The sequence below is a fragment of the Pseudomonas sp. NyZ201 genome (genome assembly GCF_049860765.1).
Lineage (GTDB): Bacteria > Pseudomonadota > Gammaproteobacteria > Pseudomonadales > Pseudomonadaceae > Aquipseudomonas > Aquipseudomonas bharatica.
In genome coordinates this window covers 3,792,739-3,808,614 of the sequence record NZ_CP187557.1, presented here as the reverse complement: position 1 = coordinate 3,808,614, position 15,876 = coordinate 3,792,739, and the positions used below count along the sequence as shown (strand labels likewise).

Here is a 15,876-nt window from a genome sequence, read left to right as displayed (position 1 = left end):
ATGCCAACCGTTTCGCGGGCTTTTGCCAACGCCCTGATCTCCGCGCTGGGAGGTGTCCAGCCCGCCGTTCGCGAGCTGTGCCAGCACCTGGCCGAACCCTTGCTGGACCCGTCCGCGCCTGCCTTCATCCCCTTGGCCAGCCTCGACGCTGTGTTCGACCAGGCCAGCCTGCTCGGCGGCGATCCGGGGATCGGCCTGCGCGCGTTCGAGCATGCTCACCCGGCCCACCTCGGGCCACTTGGCTACGCGGTGATGTCCAGCCCGACTATCAAGAGCGTGCTGGTGAGCCTGGCCGAGCATCACCATTTGGTGGGCACCGGTTTCTGCCTGTTCGTCGAAGAACGCAGCGACGGCGTGCGCCTGGTCGGCGTGCCTACCGGAACTGGCCAGCGCGAACTGTCGCGGGTGTTCATCGACGCGGTGGCGGCGATCACCGTCGGCCTGCTGTGCTGGTTGGTGCCGGGGCGGACGATCCGGCCATTGCGCGCGGAACTGAGCTATCCGCCGTGCACCGTCAGCGCCGATGCAAGGCGGGTCTATGGTGAGCATATCCAGCACGGCGCGGCGCAGAATGCCTTGTTGTTCAGCCATGCCGATGCCGCGCTGCCAGTGGCCAGCCACGATCCGGCGCTGCATGCAGTACATAGCGACTACCTGGCACGCTGGCAGGCGCAGATGGGCGGCGATCGCCTCAGCCTGAAGGTCCGGGCGGTCATCAGCGAGCAACTGGGCCAGGGGCGTCCGGTAACCCTGGCCCGGGTCGCCGAGGTGCTGGCCATGAGTGGTCCGCGCCTGAGTCGCAACCTGGAAGGCGAGGGGCACAGCTTCGTGCGTTTGCTCGACGAGGTGAGGCTGCGCGACAGCCATCGGCTATTGCGCAACAGCACCCTGAGCTTCAAGCAGATTGCCTACCAGGTCGGTTTTCGCCATCAAAGTGCTTTCAACAAGGCCTGCGAGCGCTGGTTCGGCATGGGGCCGGGACGCTATCGCGAGCAGCTCTGAAGGCTTTCGTTTATCCGCGCAGGCTTTTTGTTTATCCCGGCAGCGCGGACCACGGCAACCCGGGAAAAAAGCCGCCACACTTGATACGCACACGTTTGCGCAGCCGTTGAGGGACCTTCTGCCCGCATGCCACCAGCCACCGTTTCATTTCGCTACTGCCTGATCCTTGTGGTCATCCTGTTGCTGGAGCCGCTCTTGGGGCTGTTCGCGGCTCTCGGCGCCTGTGCTGGCGTCCTCCTGCTGGACCTGTGCCTGCGCCAGCGCGCACATCTGGCCCGCTGTCAGGAGCAGGCGCGGGCGCTGCGCGAGGGCATGCGGGGGCTGCAGGGTGAAGCCAGCGACAGCCTGGGGCTGATGCGCAAGGACCTGGCGCACCTGGGCCAATTGGCGAACCAGGTCGTTGCCTTGAGCAACGAGTGTGACGCGGCCCTGCAACAACAGCAGCGCAAGTTCGATCTGGCGTTGACCGCCTTTGCCCGGATCAAGGTAGAGGGTCGGCAGTTGCTGGAGGATGCCCGTCAGGTCGGCAGTGAATCACGCCAATCGATGAAGCTGGCACTGGAGGGCCAGGCGGGGCTCAGTGCCACCCTGATGGCGTTGCGCAGTGTCGACCGGACGGCGCTGGCAGCCAGGACCGACCTGGGCAACGAGGTGCGCCTGCTGGCACGCCAGGGGCGCGACCAGACCTACGACGCCAACCTGGCCCTTGCCGGGATCAGCGCCGCCTCGAGCAGCATCGAAGAGCGCGGCATGTCCATTGCGGTGGCCTGCGAAGCACAGGAGCGTGGTATGCAGGACCTCGACGAAGCGCTGGCCGAAGTCCAGCGCCTGGGGTTCACCTCGGGCTGGCGCTCGCGCCAGGCCCGTGCCGCCAGCGAGGCGTTGCTGCAGGAAGCCGCACGGCTGGACGCGCGACTGCGGGATGGCCCGTGGATGCAGCAGACTCAACAGGATGACGAAGGCGAGGATGCTGCTGTTCAAGGCCCTGATGGGGCATTTACCACGCGCTGATCAAATCCCTGGCCCGGGAAGTGATCTGATCTGAAGTGTGTGGTGGTCTCTCAGGCCTCATCGCTGGCTAGCCGGCGATGAGACCTGAAAGAACAGCCCAAGACCTTTCAGGCATCACCCCCTGCCCCCAGGGTTACTGCAAACCTTGAGATTTGCACAAAACCTGTGGGAGCTGGCTTGCCAGCGATGAGGCCCGAAAGAACAGCCCAAGACCCCTCAGGCAATCACCCCCATATATTCCCGCGCCAGCCCCAGGTACTCCTCGGCCCGGCTGTACCGTGCCACCAGTTCGCCGGGCCTGAGCTCGGCGCCGGCATCCGGCCCGCGCTGCGCCCGCAGGGTGTCGTAAGTGGCCTTGATCGCCGCGAAGCAGGCCGCATGCCCGTCCACCACGATCCGCACGCCGAGTCCGGTCAGGCGTTGTTCGTCCCAGGCCTGTTGGCTGCCATAGGTCACCAGCATCAGGGGCACCCGCAATCCTTCGGCGATTGCTTCCAGTTGCTCGAAGTCCCTCACCCCGATCAGGCAGATTCCGTCTGCCCCGGCCTCCTGATAGGCCCGGGTGCGCTGGATAACCTGCGACAAGGATTGCACCCCGGCATGGGTTCGGGCGATGAGTGCCAGGCTGCGGTCCTGCCGCGCCCGCTGCGCGGCGCGCAGTTTGCCGACGGCTTCCTCGACACTGATCAGCTCCGACAGCGGCTCTTCGAAGCGCGCCGGCAGCAGGGTGTCCTCAAGGGTCAGGGCGGCGACCCCGGCCCGTTCCAGCTCGGCGACACAGCGCATCACATTGAGCGCGTTGCCGTAACCATGGTCGGCATCGGCGATCACCGGCAGGCGCGACACCCGGCCGATGCGGGTGGCCTGCTCGACGAACTCGCTCAAGGTCAGCAGGGCGATGTCCGGCGCGCCCAGCACCTGCAACGAGGCCACCGAGCCACCGAGGATGCCGACCTCGAAGTCAAGGTCGGCGGCGATGCGCGCGGAAAGGGGGTCGAACACCGAAGCGGTACGCTGGCAGGCCGGGCGGGCGAGCAGGCCACGGAAGGTCTCGCGCAGTGCGTGATGACTGGCTGGATACATGGCGATATCTCGTTGTTCTGTAAAGAAGGGAACGGCCGACCGGTGCTGCGTGGGCACCGGTCGGTCGTGGTCTTACTTGATGAAACGCACCTGCGCGTTGATCTTCTCGATCACCGAGCCCTTGCGTTCGTTGAAGCGCTTCTTGTTCTGTTCGAACAGATTGTTGCCCTTGGTATCGATGGAAATGATCAGCGGGCCGAACTCGCGCACGCGGTTGACCCACAGGGTCTCGGGCATGCCCAGGTCCTGCCATTCGGCACGTTCGATCTCTTCCACCTTGGTGGCCGCGAGCACCGCGCAACCGCCGGGGAACACCGCATGCACTGCCTTGTTCTCCAGGCAGCCGGTGGTGGTTTCCGGGCCCATGCCGCCCTTGCCGACGATCAGCTTGACGCCGGTCTGCTCGATGAATTCCTTCTCGAACTTCTCCATGCGCATGCTGGTGGTCGGGCCGATGGAGACCATCTCGAAACTGCCATCGTCCTTCTTCTTGACGATGGGGCCGGCGTGGAAGATCGCGCCACCGCGCAGGTCCACCGGCAGTTCGCGGCCCAGTTCGATCAGGCGCCGGTGCGCGACGTCGCGGCAAGTCACCAGTTGGCCGGTGAGGTAGACCACGTCGCCCACGTTGAGCTCGGCCAGGTCTTCGTCTTTGATCGGGGTGCTGAGGATCTTTTTCACAGAACTACACCTTCATGGGAAAGGATGTCGTAGGACAGGTCGGCGTTGATGCGGATCTTGCCGCGGCGGTGGGCCCAGCAGCCGGTGGATACGGCAACACCGATGGTCGAAGGGTGACGGGCCGAGGACTCGATGTTCACCCCCATCACGCTGCTGTTGCCGGTCAGGCCCTGGGGCCCGATGCCGATTTCGTTCAGGCCTTCTTCCAGCAGCTTTTCCATCAGCGCCGCGCTTTCGTTCGGGTGGCTGGAGTCCACTTCACGCAGGATCGCTTTCTTCGACAGGCGCGCGGCGGTTTCGACCGAGGTCGAGACACCTACGCCGACCAGCAGCGGCGGACAGGCATTGACGCCGCGGGAGGTGATCACGTCGAAGACGAATTCGGTCACCCCTTCGTAGCCCTGGCCGGGCATCAGCACCTTGGCCGAGCCGGGCAGGGTGCAGCCGCCACCGGCCATGTACACGTCGACGATGGCGTAGTCGGCATCCGGGATGATTTCCCAGTCCAGCCACGGGATCTTCGAGCCGGTATTGGTCCCGGTGTTCTTCTCGACGAAGGTCTCCACGGCGTTGTGGCGCAGCGGGCCCTGGATGGTCGCCTCCTTCGTGGCGTTCTCCAGGATGCTCTCCATCTCGCCCAGCAGCGGGAAGCGCGCTCCGGCCGAGACGAAGTACTGGATCACCCCGGTGTCCTGGCAGCTCGGGCGGTTGAGCTTGTCGGCATAGTCCTGGTTCTCGGCCATGGAGTCGTACACGGCGATGGCCAGGGGGTTGGTTTCCGCCGCACGCAGCTTGGCGGTCTTGGCCTTGACGTCCCTGGGCAGGCGCTTGCCGATGTAGGCGGTGAATTTCGCCAGGGTATCGGTGAGCGACTGGACGGCTTCTTCTCTTTCCACGGTTTATCTCCTTACAGCATCACAAGGCGGGTGGGTTCGGGGGCAGGTCATGCACCGCTGGCGGTGGTCGCCGGTGTCACGGTCTGGTTGTTGTGCAGCGCGGGGGCTGCCTCTGCACGGTGTGCTTCGGCTTCGGGCTGGCCGTCGAGGACGCGGTTGAGCTGGGCGCTGTCCAGCGCGCCGACCCATTTGGCGATCGCCAGGGTGCCGACGGCGTTGCCGATGGTGTTGGTGATGGCGCGGGCTTCGGACATGAAGCGGTCCACGCCGAGCAGCAGGACCATGCCGGCCACCGGGATACTGCCCAGCGACGCCAGGGTCGCGGCCAGGGTGATGAAGCCGGAGCCGGTCACCCCGGCCGAACCCTTGGAGGTGAGCAGCAGCACGCCGAGGACGATGAGCTGGTCGGTCAGGCTCAGCGGCGTGTTGGTGGCCTGGGCGATGAAGATCGCCGCCATGGTGTAGTAGATGCACTGGCCATCGGGGTTGAAGGTCAGCCCGGACGGAATCACCAGGCCCACCACCGGTTTCGATACGCCGGCCTTTTCCAGCTTGCCCATCAGTTGTGGCACCACCGATTCCGAGGAACTGGTGCCGAGCACGGTGAACAGTTCTTCCTTCAGGTATTTCAGGAATTTCCACAGGCTGAAGCCGGACAGGCGGGCGACGAAGCCCAGCACGATCACCACAAACAGGAAGCAGGTGATGTACATGGTCGCCATCAGCTTGCCGAGGGACACGATCGAGCCCAGTCCGTACTTGCCGACGGTGAAGGCCATGGCGCCGCAGGCCGCCAGCGGGGCGACGCGCATGACCATGCCGACGATGTGGAACATGCCGTGGGAGAAGCTTTCCAGCACGTCCACCACCGGTTTGCCGCGCTCGCCCAGATGGGCCAGGGCGATGCCCAGCAGGGTCGAGAACAGCAGGATCGGCAGGATCTCGTTCTTGGCGAAGGCGTCGGTGACGCTGGCCGGGATGATATGCAGGAGGAAGTCGGTGAAGCTGCCGGAGCCGGCCGCTGCCGCCGAGGTGTAGCTGGCGATGCTCTTGGTATCCAGGGTCGCCGGGTCGACGTTCATGCCCACGCCGGGCTGCGCCAGGTTGACCACCACAAGGCCCAGCACCAGGGCGAAGGTGGACAGCACTTCGAAGTAGATCAGGGCGCGGGCGCCGACCCGGCCCAGTTCCTTCATGTTTTCCATTTTGGCGATGCCGAGCACCACCGTGGCGAAGATGATCGGCGCGAAGACCATCTTGATCAGTTTTATGAAGGCATCGCCCAAGGGCTTGAGATCGACGCCGACTTCGGGCCAGAACACCCCGAGGGCGATACCGAGGCTGACGCCGATCAGGACCTGCACATACAACTTGCCTAGAACTTTCATGGCCGTTTTTCTCCGCTTTATTGTTGTGAGTCGGATTTTTTCTTGTCGGCCGGGCTTGTCGCGCCGCTGCGACCAGGCAAGTCGCGGCGGCGGGATAGCCCAGGTTTCGTGTGGGTAATCACGGGAGGGAAAGTTAAAGGTTTTTCTGAAACGTGGTAATACAATGAATTTCACTTCATTGTTTACCTGAGGTTACTAATGAGTCCGGTCTCGGAATTGGCCTTCTTTATCCAGCTGGTGCGCCTTGGCAGCCTGGCGGCGACGGCCAGGGAGCTGAACCTGACCCCGCCGGCGGTTTCCAAGCGCCTGGCCCAGCTGGAGCAGCGCCTGGGCGTGCGCCTGCTCAACCGCACCACGCGCAGCATCAGCCTCACCGCCGAGGGCGAGCTGTACCTGGTCAACGCCCAGCGTATCGTCGGCGAGATCGAGGAAATGGAGCGCCAGGTCTCCAGCAGCCGGGCCGAGCCCAAGGGCCTGTTGCGGGTCAATGCGCCGCTGGGCTTCGGGCGCACGCACGTGGGGCCGGCGATTTCTTCCTTCGTCCAGCGGCATCCGGAAGTGGAGGTGCAATTGCAACTTACCGACCGGCCGATCAACCTGCCGGACGATGCCATCGATGTAGCGATCCGCTTCGGCGACCTGCCGGACTCGCGCTTGATCGCGCGCAAGATCGCCAGCAACCGTCGGCGCCTGTGTGCCGCGCCGGCCTACCTGGCGCGCTGCGGCACCCCTGAAACCCCCAGGGACCTGGCCAGCCACCACTGCATCGTGTTGCGCCAGAACGACGCCGCCTTCGGCAGTTGGCGCCTGAGCCGGGGCAAGCAGGCGGAATCGGTCAAGGTGCGCGGCGGGCTCAGCACCAACGATGGCGAAGTCGCCTTGAACTGGGCGCTGGAGGGGCATGGCATCCTGATGCGGGCCGAGTGGAACCTGGCGCGCTACCTGCGTTCCGGTGAGCTGGTGGAGGTGCTGGGCGACTACGAGACACCACCTGCCGATATCTATGCGGTGTACCTGGAGCGCCTGAACCTGTCGGCCAAGGTGTCGTTCTTCATCGAACACCTGCGTGCCTTCTTCGAGCGTGAAGCCTGGAAGTGAGGCCAAGGAAAAATATGGTCCGGGCAGAGGAAAAACCTCGGTCGGGGTTTTCCACGGCTAGGGTAAGGTGATGGGTAAACCTGCCAGGAGAAGTTCACGTGGCGTCCTACACCCTGCGACAACTCAAGTATTTCGTCACCACGGTGGAGGCTGGCAGCGTTGCCGAGGCCTCGCGCCAGCTGTACATCGCCCAGCCGTCGATTTCCACGGCGATCAAGAGCCTGGAAGAGAGCTTCGGCGTGCAGTTGTTCATCCGCCATCACGCCCAGGGCGTCTCGCTGACCCCCAGTGGCAAGCGCTTCTATGCCAAGACCAAGTCGCTGCTGCAGATGGCCCGGGAGTTCGAGCAGAACGCCCTGGCCGACAACGACACCGTGGCCGGGCAGATCGATATCGGCGTATTCGAAACCGTCGCGCCGTTGTACCTGCCGCGTCTGATCGCCGGGTTCCGCGAGCGTTATCCCGGCGTGGACATCCGCATGCGCGACGGCGAGCAGCAGGAGCTGGTGCAGGGGCTGACCTCGGGGGCGTTCGACCTGGCCTTCCTGTACGACCACTACCTGGACAACACCATCGAGACCGAACCGCTGATGCCGCCGCAGAAGCCCTATGTGCTGCTGCCGCAAAAGCATCGTTTCGCCAGCCAGGCCCAGGTATCACTGCGCGACCTGTGTCCGGAGCCGATGATCCTGCTCGACGTCGCGCCGAGCCGGACCTACTTCGTCAGCCTGTTCAACGACCTCGGGCTGACCCCGAACATCGTCTTCAGCTCGCCGTCGATCGAGATGGTACGGGGCATGGTAGGGCAGGGTTTCGGCTTCTCGCTGCTGGTCACCCGGCCGAGCTCGGAATGCACCTATGACGGGCAGAAAGTGGTGGCGGTGGACATCGCCGAGCCGGTGGAATTGTCCGGACTGGTCACGGCCAAGCTGAAGCGGGTGCAGTTGACCCGGCCGGCGCAGTTGTTCGTGGATTTCTGCAGGGAAGAACTCTCCGGGCTTTCCTGAATCGGCTGGCCCAAAACCCTGTGGGAGCTGGCTTGCCAGCGATTTGGCCGTCGACAACAAAGATGTTGTCCAGTCGGGCCTCATCGCTGGCAAGCCAGCTCCCACAGGAGGGTGCATGGTCTTGCGGTCTTGCTTACTCCGGAATCACCGCGATCACATCGATCTCCATCAACCACTCCGCCTGCGCCAGCCCGGCCACCACCAGGCCGGTGGAGATCGGGAATACGCCCTTGAGCCATTTGCCCACTTCCCGGTATACCGGTTCGCGGAAGCGCGGGTCGGTGATGTAGGTGGTGGTCTTGACGATATGGCTCAGGTCCGAACCCGCTTCTTCCAGCAGTTGCTTGACGTTCTTCATCGCTTGTTCGGCCTGCGCGCGCGGGTCGCCGAGGCCCACCAGGTTGCCTTCGAAATCGGTCCCCACCTGGCCCCGTACGTACACGGTATTACCGGCACGTACGGCCTGGCACAGGTCGTTGTCGAGGGTCTGGTTGGGGTAGGTGGCCTTGGTGTTGAACATGCGGATGCGGGTATGGGTTGGCATCAGTTGACTCCTTCGAGAGCAGCGTTTTCAGACGATTCGGTAGCGGCGGCGGACTGGCGCTGGGCCTTGTCGCGGTAGGCCAGGTAGGTGCGCTGGGTGGCGATGTGCCCGGCCACGTGCTTGGCGTCGTGCCACACGCCCCAGATGAACGAGGAGCCACGGCGCGACAGCCATGGCAGCCCCAGGAAGTAAACGCCGGGCTCGCTGGACACGCCGCGCTGGTGCCTGGGTTTGCCGTTGGCATCGAAGGCATCCACCGCCAGCCAGCTGAAGTCCAGGCCGTAGCCGGTGGCCCAGATCACGCTGGTGACGCCGGCCTTGGCCAGGTCCAGTTCGAGGATCGGCCGGGTCATGCATTCAGGATCGGCCAGGCGCATGCGGGCCTGCGGTTCTTCCGGCAGGTCGAGGCCGTTGCGTTCGATGTAGGCGTCGGCAGCGTCCAGCAGCGCCAGGTAGTTCTCATCGCCGAGACGGATGTTGTCCACCAGGTTGTCCTGGAAGCGCACGACCCCATCCTGGAACGATTGGGTCAGGCCGACCAGGGTCATGCCCTGGTGGGCCAGGGCGCGGAAGTCCACGGTATGGCCGCCGCGGGCGCCGCTGACGGCGATGGTCACGTGCTCGCGGCCGGGCTTCATGATTTCCGCGTCCCATTCGCCGAGCACACCCAGCCACCAGCAGAAATCGCGGTTGCGATAGGCGCGCGGCGGGCGGTCGTGGGCACCCACCGAAAGATAGACCTTGCGCCCGGCACGCATCAGTTCGTCGGCGATCTGCACACCGGAAGAACCGGCGCCCACCACCAGCACCGCGCCCTCGGGCAACTGCTGCGGATTGAAGTAGGCGGCCGAGTGGATCTGGTGCAGCGCCGGATCCTTCGGCGCGATGGCCGGGATCACCGGGCGCTGGAACGGGCCGGTCGCGGCAACCACGCGGGCAGCATGCAGCGTGCCTTCGCTGGTTTCGATGGTAAAGCCCGGGCGATCGGCGTTGCGGGTGACCTTTTTCACCTCGACGCCGGTGCGGATCGGCAGGTCGTACTTGCGCACGTAGGCTTCGAAGTAATCGGCGACCTGGTCCTTGCCGGCGAAGGCGTCGGCGTCGAGGTCGAATTCCAGGCCGGGGAAGCGGTCGTGCCAGACCGGGCCGTTGGCCACCAGCGAATCCCAGCGGCCGGTGCGCCACGCTTCGGCGATGCGATTGCGCTCCAGCACCAGGTGCGGCACGCCGAGCTTGCTCAGGTGTTCGCTCATGGCCACCCCGGCCTGTCCGGCGCCGACCACCAGGGTATCGATTTCAAGGTTGTTCAAAGTCATGCCCATTGCCCTTTCTCCAGGCGTTGTGTTCGGGGACGGTCGGAGAACCGCCGTTGCCTGGGGCCAGACTAGGGAAGCGCAGGAAAAGGCGAAAATAGTTAATAACTGGGGGTTGGCGATAAAAAGCCGAGGGTGGGTGCCCTGGCGGGGCCAGGCCAGTTTTTTCCTTCTCCCAAGCCATAAATCCGCGAATTTCCCGCTCCACTGCGGCCAGCCACAATGCTCTCTGAACCAGACCTTCAAGGAGCCCCTGCATGACCTTCTCCATCATTGGCCGCTGCCCCGAAACCGGCCAGGTCGGCATCGCCATCAGTTCCTCCAGCATCGCCGTCGGCGCCCGCTGCCCCTGGGTGCGTGCCGGCGTCGGCGCGGTGTCGACGCAGAACATCACCCTGCCAGCCCTCGGCCCGCAGATCCTCGATCTGCTCGAGCGTGAGCAGAGCGCGCCTGCCGATGCCCTGGAGCGAGCGCTCGGCGCCAACGGTTGGAGCCAGTACCGCCAGGTCACGGTGATCGACAGCCAGGGCCGGGTCGCGCTGTTCACCGGCAGCGAAGCCTTGGGTGTGCACCATGCAGTGGCCGGCGAGCAGTGCGCGGCGGCGGGCAACCTGCTTTCCGGGCGCCACGTGATCGAAGCCATGGTCAGCGCCTTCGAACAGGCCGACGGCCAGCTTCCCGACCGCCTGCTGGCCGCGATGCATGCCGCCATGGCCGCCGGTGGCGAGGCCGGCCCGGTGCATTCGGCGGCGCTGAAGGTGGCAGGGGAACTGACCTGGCCGCTGGTGGACCTGCGCGTGGACTGGGCCGACGAAGACCCCATCGGCCAGCTCGATGCCCTGTGGCAGGCCTACCGCCCGCAGATGCAGGACTACGTGACCCGCGCCCTCGACCCCACCGCCGCGCCGAGCTACGGAGTGCCGGGCGATGAATGACGCGAACAGCCGTGGCCTGCTGGCGCGCTTGATCGCCTTCCCGACGGTCAGCCGCGACTCCAACCTGGAACTGATCGCCTTTATCCGCGACTACCTGGCCAGTCATGGCGTGGACAGCGAGCTGTTTCTCAACGACGAGGGCACCAAGGCCAATCTGTTCGCCACCATCGGCCCTCGGGACCGTGGCGGCGTGGTGCTGTCCGGGCATACCGACGTGGTGCCAGTGGACGGCCAGGCGTGGACGGTCGAGCCCTTTGCCATGAGCGAGCGCGACGGCCGCCTGTATGGCCGCGGCGCCGCCGACATGAAGGGCTTCATCGCCTGCGTGCTGGCGGCGGTCCCGGCCTTCGTCGCCGCGCCGCTGCGCACCCCGGTGCACCTGGCGTTTTCCTATGACGAAGAAGTCGGCTGCCTCGGCGTGCGTTCGATGCTCGCCGCCCTGGAGCAGCGCCCGCACAAGCCGGTGCTGTGCCTGATCGGCGAGCCCACCGAGCTCAAGCCGGTCCTCGGCCACAAGGGCAAGCTGGCCATGCGTTGCCAGGTGCATGGCGCGGCCTGCCATTCGGCCTACGCACCCTATGGCGTGAACGCCATCGAATATGCGGCGCGCCTGATCGGCAAGCTCGGCGAGATCGGCGAACGCCTGGCCGCTCCCGAACTGCACGACGAACGCTTCGATCCGCCGTTCTCCACGGTGCAGACCGGCGTGATCAAGGGTGGCCGGGCGCTGAATATCGTCCCGGCGGAATGCGAGTTCGATTTCGAGGTACGGGCCTTGCCGGGCTTCGATGCGCAGGTGGTAGCGGATGAACTGGAGCGTTTTGCCGAGGCGGAACTGGTACCGAAGATGCAGGCGGTAGAGCCCGCTACCGGTGTCAGCCTGCGACCGCTGAGCGCCTATCCGGGGCTGGCCACCGCGCCTGATAGCGAGGCGGCCAGGGTGCTGGCGATGCTCAGTGGTTCCGACGGGTTCGGCACCGTGGCTTTCGGTACCGAGGGTGGGCTTTTCGAGCAGGCAGGGATTCCCACCGTGGTGTGCGGGCCGGGGAGCATGGACCAGGGACACAAGCCGGATGAGTTCGTCAGCCTGGAGCAATTGCGCGGGTGTGACGAGATGCTGGGGCGGTTGCTGGTTTATTTGCGGGGGTGAGCTGCCGATGCCGCGCTCAATGGCCGGGTCAAGTTCTGTTGCATATGTCTGGAAACTTCACCGATTTCCGACTTTCTTGTAGGCAATTTCCCAAGCATACTCCCGACCCCCGCTTGGTGGTTGCGTCCCTGGGAAACCCTGCCTAGTCTTCGCCGGTCGTCGCACATCGACGACACGGATTAGCAGTCCGAATGGCTAGTGCACTCCAGCGACGCTTGTAATGGCGGCTGTGCGTGTGGGCACCTTCGGGTGCGCCGGGTCTCCTAGCCCTCGGTCTGCTAACCCACGTACAGCTGCCACCCACTCGTTTAGCGGCGAGTCGGTGACCGCATCACCCGGCTAGGAGTTACACCATGAAAAAGCTCGTCCCCGATCCACCCCCGACCCTCTGCGTCGGCCCCGGCCTCTCTCATGAAGACGCCATCCAGCGGGCAACCGAACACCTCGTCAAAGCCATCCAGTACGCCGCCTGCCTTCCCGACCTGCCCAATGACCGCCACCAGGAATTGCTCAGTGACGCGTTGCTGAACATGAGGATTTGCAAAGCATTGCTGACGCTATCGGTGTCAGCTTCGCCGCTGACCGTAGCGGTATGAAAAAAGGCCGCGGAGCAAACCTCCGCGGCCTTTGCGTTCAGGCCCTGCGTGCGATCAGTGCGCAGCCGCCAGCCTGGCGCTGGTCTGCCGCCGGCGATACGCGCTGTCCCGGGTCGCCAGCCAGTAGTACAGCGGCGAGGTGACCAGCAGCCCGACCAGCCACGACAGGTCGGCGCCATCGATATGCGCCGAGACCGGGCCGACATACAGCGGGGTATTCATGAACGGAATCTGCACCAGGATGCCGATGGCGTAGGCCAGCAACGCCTGCGGGTTGTAACGGCCATAGATGCCGCCATCGACCTTGAAGATCGAGGCGATGTCGTAGTCGCCCTTGTGGATCGCGTAGAAGTCGATGAGGTTGATCGCCGTCCACGGCACCAGCACCACCAGCAGCACCAGGACCATATCGACGAAGTGGCCGATGAAGTCCGCCGAGGCGAACACCGCCACCACGCAGCAACCCAGCAGCACCACCAGCGACAGCACGGCGCGGCTTTTCGCGGTAGGGATCCAGCGATACGCGAAGGTCTGCACCAGTGTGATCAGCGACAGCACCGCGCCATACAGGTTGAGGGCGTTATGGCTGATCACGCTGAGCAGGAACAGCACCAGCATCAGCGGACCGATGGCGCCGGTGGCGAGCTTGACCGCGTCCATGCTGTCCATGCCGGCCGGCACCGCCAGTACCGCGACGGCACCGAACACGAAGGACAGGCTCGAACCCAGGGCCGAGCCCAGGTAGGTGGTCCAGAAGGTCGCCGCCACCGGCACGTTGGCCGGCAGGTAGCGCGAATAGTCGGACACGTAGGGGGCGAAGGCGATCTGCCACAGCGCGGCGAGGGACACCGTGGCCAGCCAGCCGGACAGGTTGAAGCTGCCGCGGGTGAGGAAGTCATCGGACTGCACGTGGCTGAGGATGTAGCCGAAGCCCACCACGATACCGATGCCCAGTACCCAGGTGCCGATGCGGTTGAGTACGTGGATGAAGCGGTAGCCGATGATGCCGATGATTCCCGAGCCGAGGGCGCCGATCACGATGCCCACCGGCACCGGGATGCTCTCGGCCACGCCATGCAAGGACTTGCCGGCCAGGACGATATTGGAGGCGAAGAAGCCGATGTACATCAGGCCGGCGATCACCACCACCAGCAGGGCGCCGAGGGAGCCGAACTGGGCGCGGCTCTGGATCATCTGCGGGATGCCCATTTGCGGGCCCTGGGCCGAATGCAGGGCCATCAACACACCGCCGAGCAGGTGGCCGACGAGGATCGCGACGATGCCCCAGACCAGGTTCAGGTGGAACAACTGGACCCCGAGGGCCCCGGTGACGATGGGCAACGGCGCGATATTGCCGCCGAACCAGAGGGTGAACAGGTCCCGTACCTTTCCATGGCGATCTTCGGGGGGCACGTAGCCGATCGTGTGTTTCTCGATAAGCGGTGCGGATGACGCAGCGTTGGTCATGACGGACTCCAAGGCAAGGATGAGCACGCTTGGCGCACTTCGTTTTTGTAGGAGGCCGATCTTGAGGGGGCTGGGGCGGGGGCGAAATTAGTAAATATGTGTTCTGAGGCGTTAAAAAAACTGGTGTTCATGGGCACACGCGGACCCTGTGGGAGCGGGTTCACCCGCGATTGCGATGCTGGATTCGCTGCCGCAATCGCGGGTAAACCCGCTCCCACAAGGTCCGCGTCGTCTGTCAGACCCCTTTGGTCGACGGCAGCAGCACCGTCAGGATCCCCAGCAACGGCAGGAACGAGCACAGGGTGTACACCTCGGTGATCCCGTGCAGGTCGGCCAGGTGGCCGAGCAGCGCGGCGCCGATGCCGCCGAAGCCGAACATCAGGCCGAAGAAGATCCCGGCGATCATGCCGACGTTGCCCGGCACCAGTTCCTGCGCATAGACCACGATGGCCGAGAACGCCGAGGCCATGATGAAGCCGATGATCACGCTCAGCACGCTGGTCCAGAACAGGTCGGTGTAGGGCAGCGCCAGGGTGAATGGCGCGGCACCAAGGATGGAGAACCAGATCACCGCCTTGCGGCCGATGCGGTCACCGATCGGCCCGCCGAAGAAGGTTCCCGCCGCCACTGCACCGAGGAACAGGAACAGGTGCAGTTGCGAGCTGGCTACCGACAGGTCGAATTTCTCGATCAGGTAGAAGGTGAAATAACTGGTGAAGCTGGTCATGTAGAAGTACTTGGAGAACACCAGCAGCGCGAGGATCACCAGGGCGAAGGTCACCCGGCGCCTGGACAGGCCGTGGGTGGCCTTGCTGCCGGCCTTGAGCTTGAACAGGCTCAGGTGGTGGCTGTACCAGCGGCTGAGCTTGTACAGGACGAACATCGAGAACAGCGCCACCAGGCCGAACCAGGCGGTGTGGCCCTGGCCGTAGGGAATGATGATGGCCGCGGCCAGCAGCGGGCCGAAGGCCGAGCCGGCGTTGCCGCCGACCTGGAAGGTCGATTGGGCCAGGCCGAAGCGCCCTCCCGAGGCCAGGCGGGCGATGCGCGAGGCTTCCGGATGGAAGGTGGAGGAACCGATGCCCACCAGTGCCGAGGCCAGCAGGATGGCGCCGAAGCTGCCGACGAAAGCCAGCATGATGATGCCGACCAGCGTGCAGATCGAGCCCACCGGCAGCAGCCATGGCTTGGGATGGCGGTCGGTGTGGTAGCCGACCCAGGGCTGCAGCAGCGAGGCGGTGAGCTGGAAGGTCAGGGTGATCAGGCCGATCTGGGTGAAGCTCAGGCCGTAGTTGGCCTTGAGGATCGGGTAGATCGACGGTAGTACCGCCTGGATCAGGTCATTGACCAGGTGGGCGAGGGCGCAGCCGGCGATGACCTGCATCACCAGCTGGCTGCCGGGGCTGGCAGTGGATGTGGCTGAAAGAGGGGGCGCTGCACTGGTTGTTGTAGTGGACATACGGGACCTTCCGGAAATAACTCGACACACAAGGACGAAGCGAGCCTATCCTAGGCCGCCGGGCAAGCCCTGTCTCGCGCGATTGGGACAACGGCTGTCGGGAAACGGGCAAGATAAGAGCCTGATCCATGCTCTGTAGGTAGTCTTGACGCAGTCAATGTGGGAGCGGGTTTACCCGCGATGACGTAAGTGAACCCACCATCGTCATCGCGGGTGAACCCGCTCCCACACCGAGCGCGTCAAGCC

Annotated in this window: 16 protein-coding genes; 7 read left to right on the top strand and 9 right to left on the bottom strand. The window is 64.7% G+C overall.

Annotated features, from left to right (window positions below; genetic code table 11):
• Together ACPFMA_RS16860 and ACPFMA_RS16855 are read left to right on the top strand one after the other, a co-directional pair.
• On the top strand, positions 1 to 1,002 hold the full coding sequence (locus ACPFMA_RS16860) for an AraC family transcriptional regulator ligand-binding domain-containing protein (RefSeq protein ID WP_425928267.1): 1,002 nt from the start codon (positions 1 to 3) through the stop codon (positions 1,000 to 1,002).
• 126 nt (positions 1,003 to 1,128) lie between these two features.
• The gene (locus tag ACPFMA_RS16855; RefSeq protein WP_425928266.1) at positions 1,129 to 2,013 is read left to right on the top strand and encodes a hypothetical protein; all 885 of its coding nucleotides are present in this window, start codon (positions 1,129 to 1,131) and stop codon (positions 2,011 to 2,013) included.
• A gap of 216 nt (positions 2,014 to 2,229) precedes the next feature.
• Here ACPFMA_RS16855 and ACPFMA_RS16850 read toward each other — a convergent pair whose 3' ends face one another.
• The 4 genes from ACPFMA_RS16850 to ACPFMA_RS16835 form a co-directional block, all read right to left on the bottom strand.
• The gene (locus tag ACPFMA_RS16850) at positions 2,230 to 3,096 is read right to left on the bottom strand and encodes an isocitrate lyase/PEP mutase family protein (protein WP_425928265.1); all 867 of its coding nucleotides are present in this window, start codon (positions 3,094 to 3,096) and stop codon (positions 2,230 to 2,232) included.
• 72 nt (positions 3,097 to 3,168) lie between these two features.
• Positions 3,169 to 3,777, bottom strand: a complete 609-nt coding sequence (gene ttdB, locus ACPFMA_RS16845; protein ID WP_009407255.1) for a L(+)-tartrate dehydratase subunit beta — start codon at positions 3,775 to 3,777, stop codon at positions 3,169 to 3,171.
• Positions 3,774 to 4,673 (bottom strand): L(+)-tartrate dehydratase subunit alpha, encoded by a 900-nt coding sequence (gene ttdA / locus ACPFMA_RS16840; protein WP_009407248.1) that lies wholly within the window; start codon positions 4,671 to 4,673, stop codon positions 3,774 to 3,776. The genes ttdB and ttdA overlap by 4 nt, the downstream gene beginning before the upstream one ends.
• 47 nt (positions 4,674 to 4,720) lie before the next feature.
• On the bottom strand, positions 4,721 to 6,061 hold the full coding sequence (locus ACPFMA_RS16835; protein ID WP_420058834.1) for a dicarboxylate/amino acid:cation symporter: 1,341 nt from the start codon (positions 6,059 to 6,061) through the stop codon (positions 4,721 to 4,723).
• 198 nt (positions 6,062 to 6,259) lie between these two features.
• On the opposite strand from ACPFMA_RS16835, the gene ACPFMA_RS16830 reads away from it, so the two are divergent.
• Complete coding sequence (locus ACPFMA_RS16830; RefSeq protein WP_064304082.1) at positions 6,260 to 7,159, top strand: LysR family transcriptional regulator; 900 nt, start codon at positions 6,260 to 6,262, stop codon at positions 7,157 to 7,159.
• 98 nt (positions 7,160 to 7,257) lie between these two features.
• Positions 7,258 to 8,166 carry a LysR substrate-binding domain-containing protein gene (locus ACPFMA_RS16825; protein WP_009407239.1) on the top strand — a complete coding sequence of 303 codons (909 nt, stop codon included), beginning with the start codon at positions 7,258 to 7,260 and terminating at the stop codon, positions 8,164 to 8,166.
• A 133-nt stretch (positions 8,167 to 8,299) separates the two neighbouring features.
• On the opposite strand, the gene ACPFMA_RS16820 is transcribed toward ACPFMA_RS16825, so the two are convergent.
• The 3 genes from ACPFMA_RS16820 to ACPFMA_RS16810 are packed head-to-tail and all read right to left on the bottom strand — an operon-like array spanning position 8,300 to position 10,282.
• Positions 8,300 to 8,710 carry a RidA family protein gene (locus ACPFMA_RS16820; protein ID WP_064304083.1) on the bottom strand — a complete coding sequence of 137 codons (411 nt, stop codon included), beginning with the start codon at positions 8,708 to 8,710 and terminating at the stop codon, positions 8,300 to 8,302.
• Positions 8,710 to 10,026, bottom strand: coding sequence for a flavin-containing monooxygenase (locus ACPFMA_RS16815; RefSeq protein WP_064304304.1), 1,317 nt, complete (start codon positions 10,024 to 10,026; stop codon positions 8,710 to 8,712). The genes ACPFMA_RS16820 and ACPFMA_RS16815 overlap by 1 nt, the downstream gene beginning before the upstream one ends.
• Positions 10,007 to 10,282 carry a hypothetical protein gene (locus ACPFMA_RS16810; RefSeq protein WP_425928264.1) on the bottom strand — a complete coding sequence of 92 codons (276 nt, stop codon included), beginning with the start codon at positions 10,280 to 10,282 and terminating at the stop codon, positions 10,007 to 10,009. The genes ACPFMA_RS16815 and ACPFMA_RS16810 overlap by 20 nt, the downstream gene beginning before the upstream one ends.
• Here ACPFMA_RS16810 and ACPFMA_RS16805 point away from each other — a divergent pair.
• The 3 genes from ACPFMA_RS16805 to ACPFMA_RS16795 all read left to right on the top strand — a co-directional run bounded on the left by ACPFMA_RS16805 (position 10,281) and on the right by ACPFMA_RS16795 (position 12,704).
• Complete coding sequence (locus ACPFMA_RS16805) at positions 10,281 to 10,958, top strand: DUF1028 domain-containing protein (RefSeq protein ID WP_064304084.1); 678 nt, start codon at positions 10,281 to 10,283, stop codon at positions 10,956 to 10,958. The genes ACPFMA_RS16810 and ACPFMA_RS16805 overlap by 2 nt on opposite strands.
• Positions 10,951 to 12,108, top strand: coding sequence for an acetylornithine deacetylase (argE, locus tag ACPFMA_RS16800; protein ID WP_420058836.1), 1,158 nt, complete (start codon positions 10,951 to 10,953; stop codon positions 12,106 to 12,108). The genes ACPFMA_RS16805 and argE overlap by 8 nt, the downstream gene beginning before the upstream one ends.
• 353 nt (positions 12,109 to 12,461) lie before the next feature.
• Positions 12,462 to 12,704: a hypothetical protein gene (locus ACPFMA_RS16795; protein WP_420058837.1), complete on the top strand. Its 243-nt coding sequence runs from the start codon at positions 12,462 to 12,464 to the stop codon at positions 12,702 to 12,704.
• Between the two features lie 54 nt (positions 12,705 to 12,758).
• Here ACPFMA_RS16795 and ACPFMA_RS16790 read toward each other — a convergent pair whose 3' ends face one another.
• Both ACPFMA_RS16790 and ACPFMA_RS16785 read right to left on the bottom strand, forming a co-directional pair.
• Positions 12,759 to 14,171: a purine-cytosine permease family protein gene (locus ACPFMA_RS16790; RefSeq protein ID WP_420058838.1), complete on the bottom strand. Its 1,413-nt coding sequence runs from the start codon at positions 14,169 to 14,171 to the stop codon at positions 12,759 to 12,761.
• A gap of 235 nt (positions 14,172 to 14,406) precedes the next feature.
• Positions 14,407 to 15,630, bottom strand: a complete 1,224-nt coding sequence (locus tag ACPFMA_RS16785; RefSeq protein ID WP_037062396.1) for an MFS transporter — start codon at positions 15,628 to 15,630, stop codon at positions 14,407 to 14,409.
• Positions 15,631 to 15,876 lie beyond the last annotated feature (246 nt).

Bases quoted from the DNA above. Each gene is read 5' to 3' on its own strand.
- ACPFMA_RS16860 (WP_425928267.1), top strand. From the start codon at position 1: ATGCCAACCGTTTCGCGGGCTTTTGCCAACGCCCTGATCTCCGCGCTG.
- ACPFMA_RS16855 (WP_425928266.1), top strand. From the start codon at position 1,129: ATGCCACCAGCCACCGTTTCATTTCGCTACTGCCTGATCCTTGTGGTC.
- ACPFMA_RS16850 (WP_425928265.1), bottom strand. From the start codon at position 3,096: ATGTATCCAGCCAGTCATCACGCACTGCGCGAGACCTTCCGTGGCCTG.
- ACPFMA_RS16835 (WP_420058834.1), bottom strand. From the start codon at position 6,061: ATGAAAGTTCTAGGCAAGTTGTATGTGCAGGTCCTGATCGGCGTCAGC.
- ACPFMA_RS16830 (WP_064304082.1), top strand. From the start codon at position 6,260: ATGAGTCCGGTCTCGGAATTGGCCTTCTTTATCCAGCTGGTGCGCCTT.
- ACPFMA_RS16820 (WP_064304083.1), bottom strand. From the start codon at position 8,710: ATGCCAACCCATACCCGCATCCGCATGTTCAACACCAAGGCCACCTAC.
- ACPFMA_RS16815 (WP_064304304.1), bottom strand. From the start codon at position 10,026: ATGACTTTGAACAACCTTGAAATCGATACCCTGGTGGTCGGCGCCGGA.
- ACPFMA_RS16805 (WP_064304084.1), top strand. From the start codon at position 10,281: ATGACCTTCTCCATCATTGGCCGCTGCCCCGAAACCGGCCAGGTCGGC.
- ACPFMA_RS16810 (WP_425928264.1), bottom strand. From the start codon at position 10,282: ATGCAGGGGCTCCTTGAAGGTCTGGTTCAGAGAGCATTGTGGCTGGCC.
- argE (WP_420058836.1), top strand. From the start codon at position 10,951: ATGAATGACGCGAACAGCCGTGGCCTGCTGGCGCGCTTGATCGCCTTC.
- ACPFMA_RS16795 (WP_420058837.1), top strand. From the start codon at position 12,462: ATGAAAAAGCTCGTCCCCGATCCACCCCCGACCCTCTGCGTCGGCCCC.
- ACPFMA_RS16790 (WP_420058838.1), bottom strand. From the start codon at position 14,171: ATGACCAACGCTGCGTCATCCGCACCGCTTATCGAGAAACACACGATC.
- ACPFMA_RS16785 (WP_037062396.1), bottom strand. From the start codon at position 15,630: ATGTCCACTACAACAACCAGTGCAGCGCCCCCTCTTTCAGCCACATCC.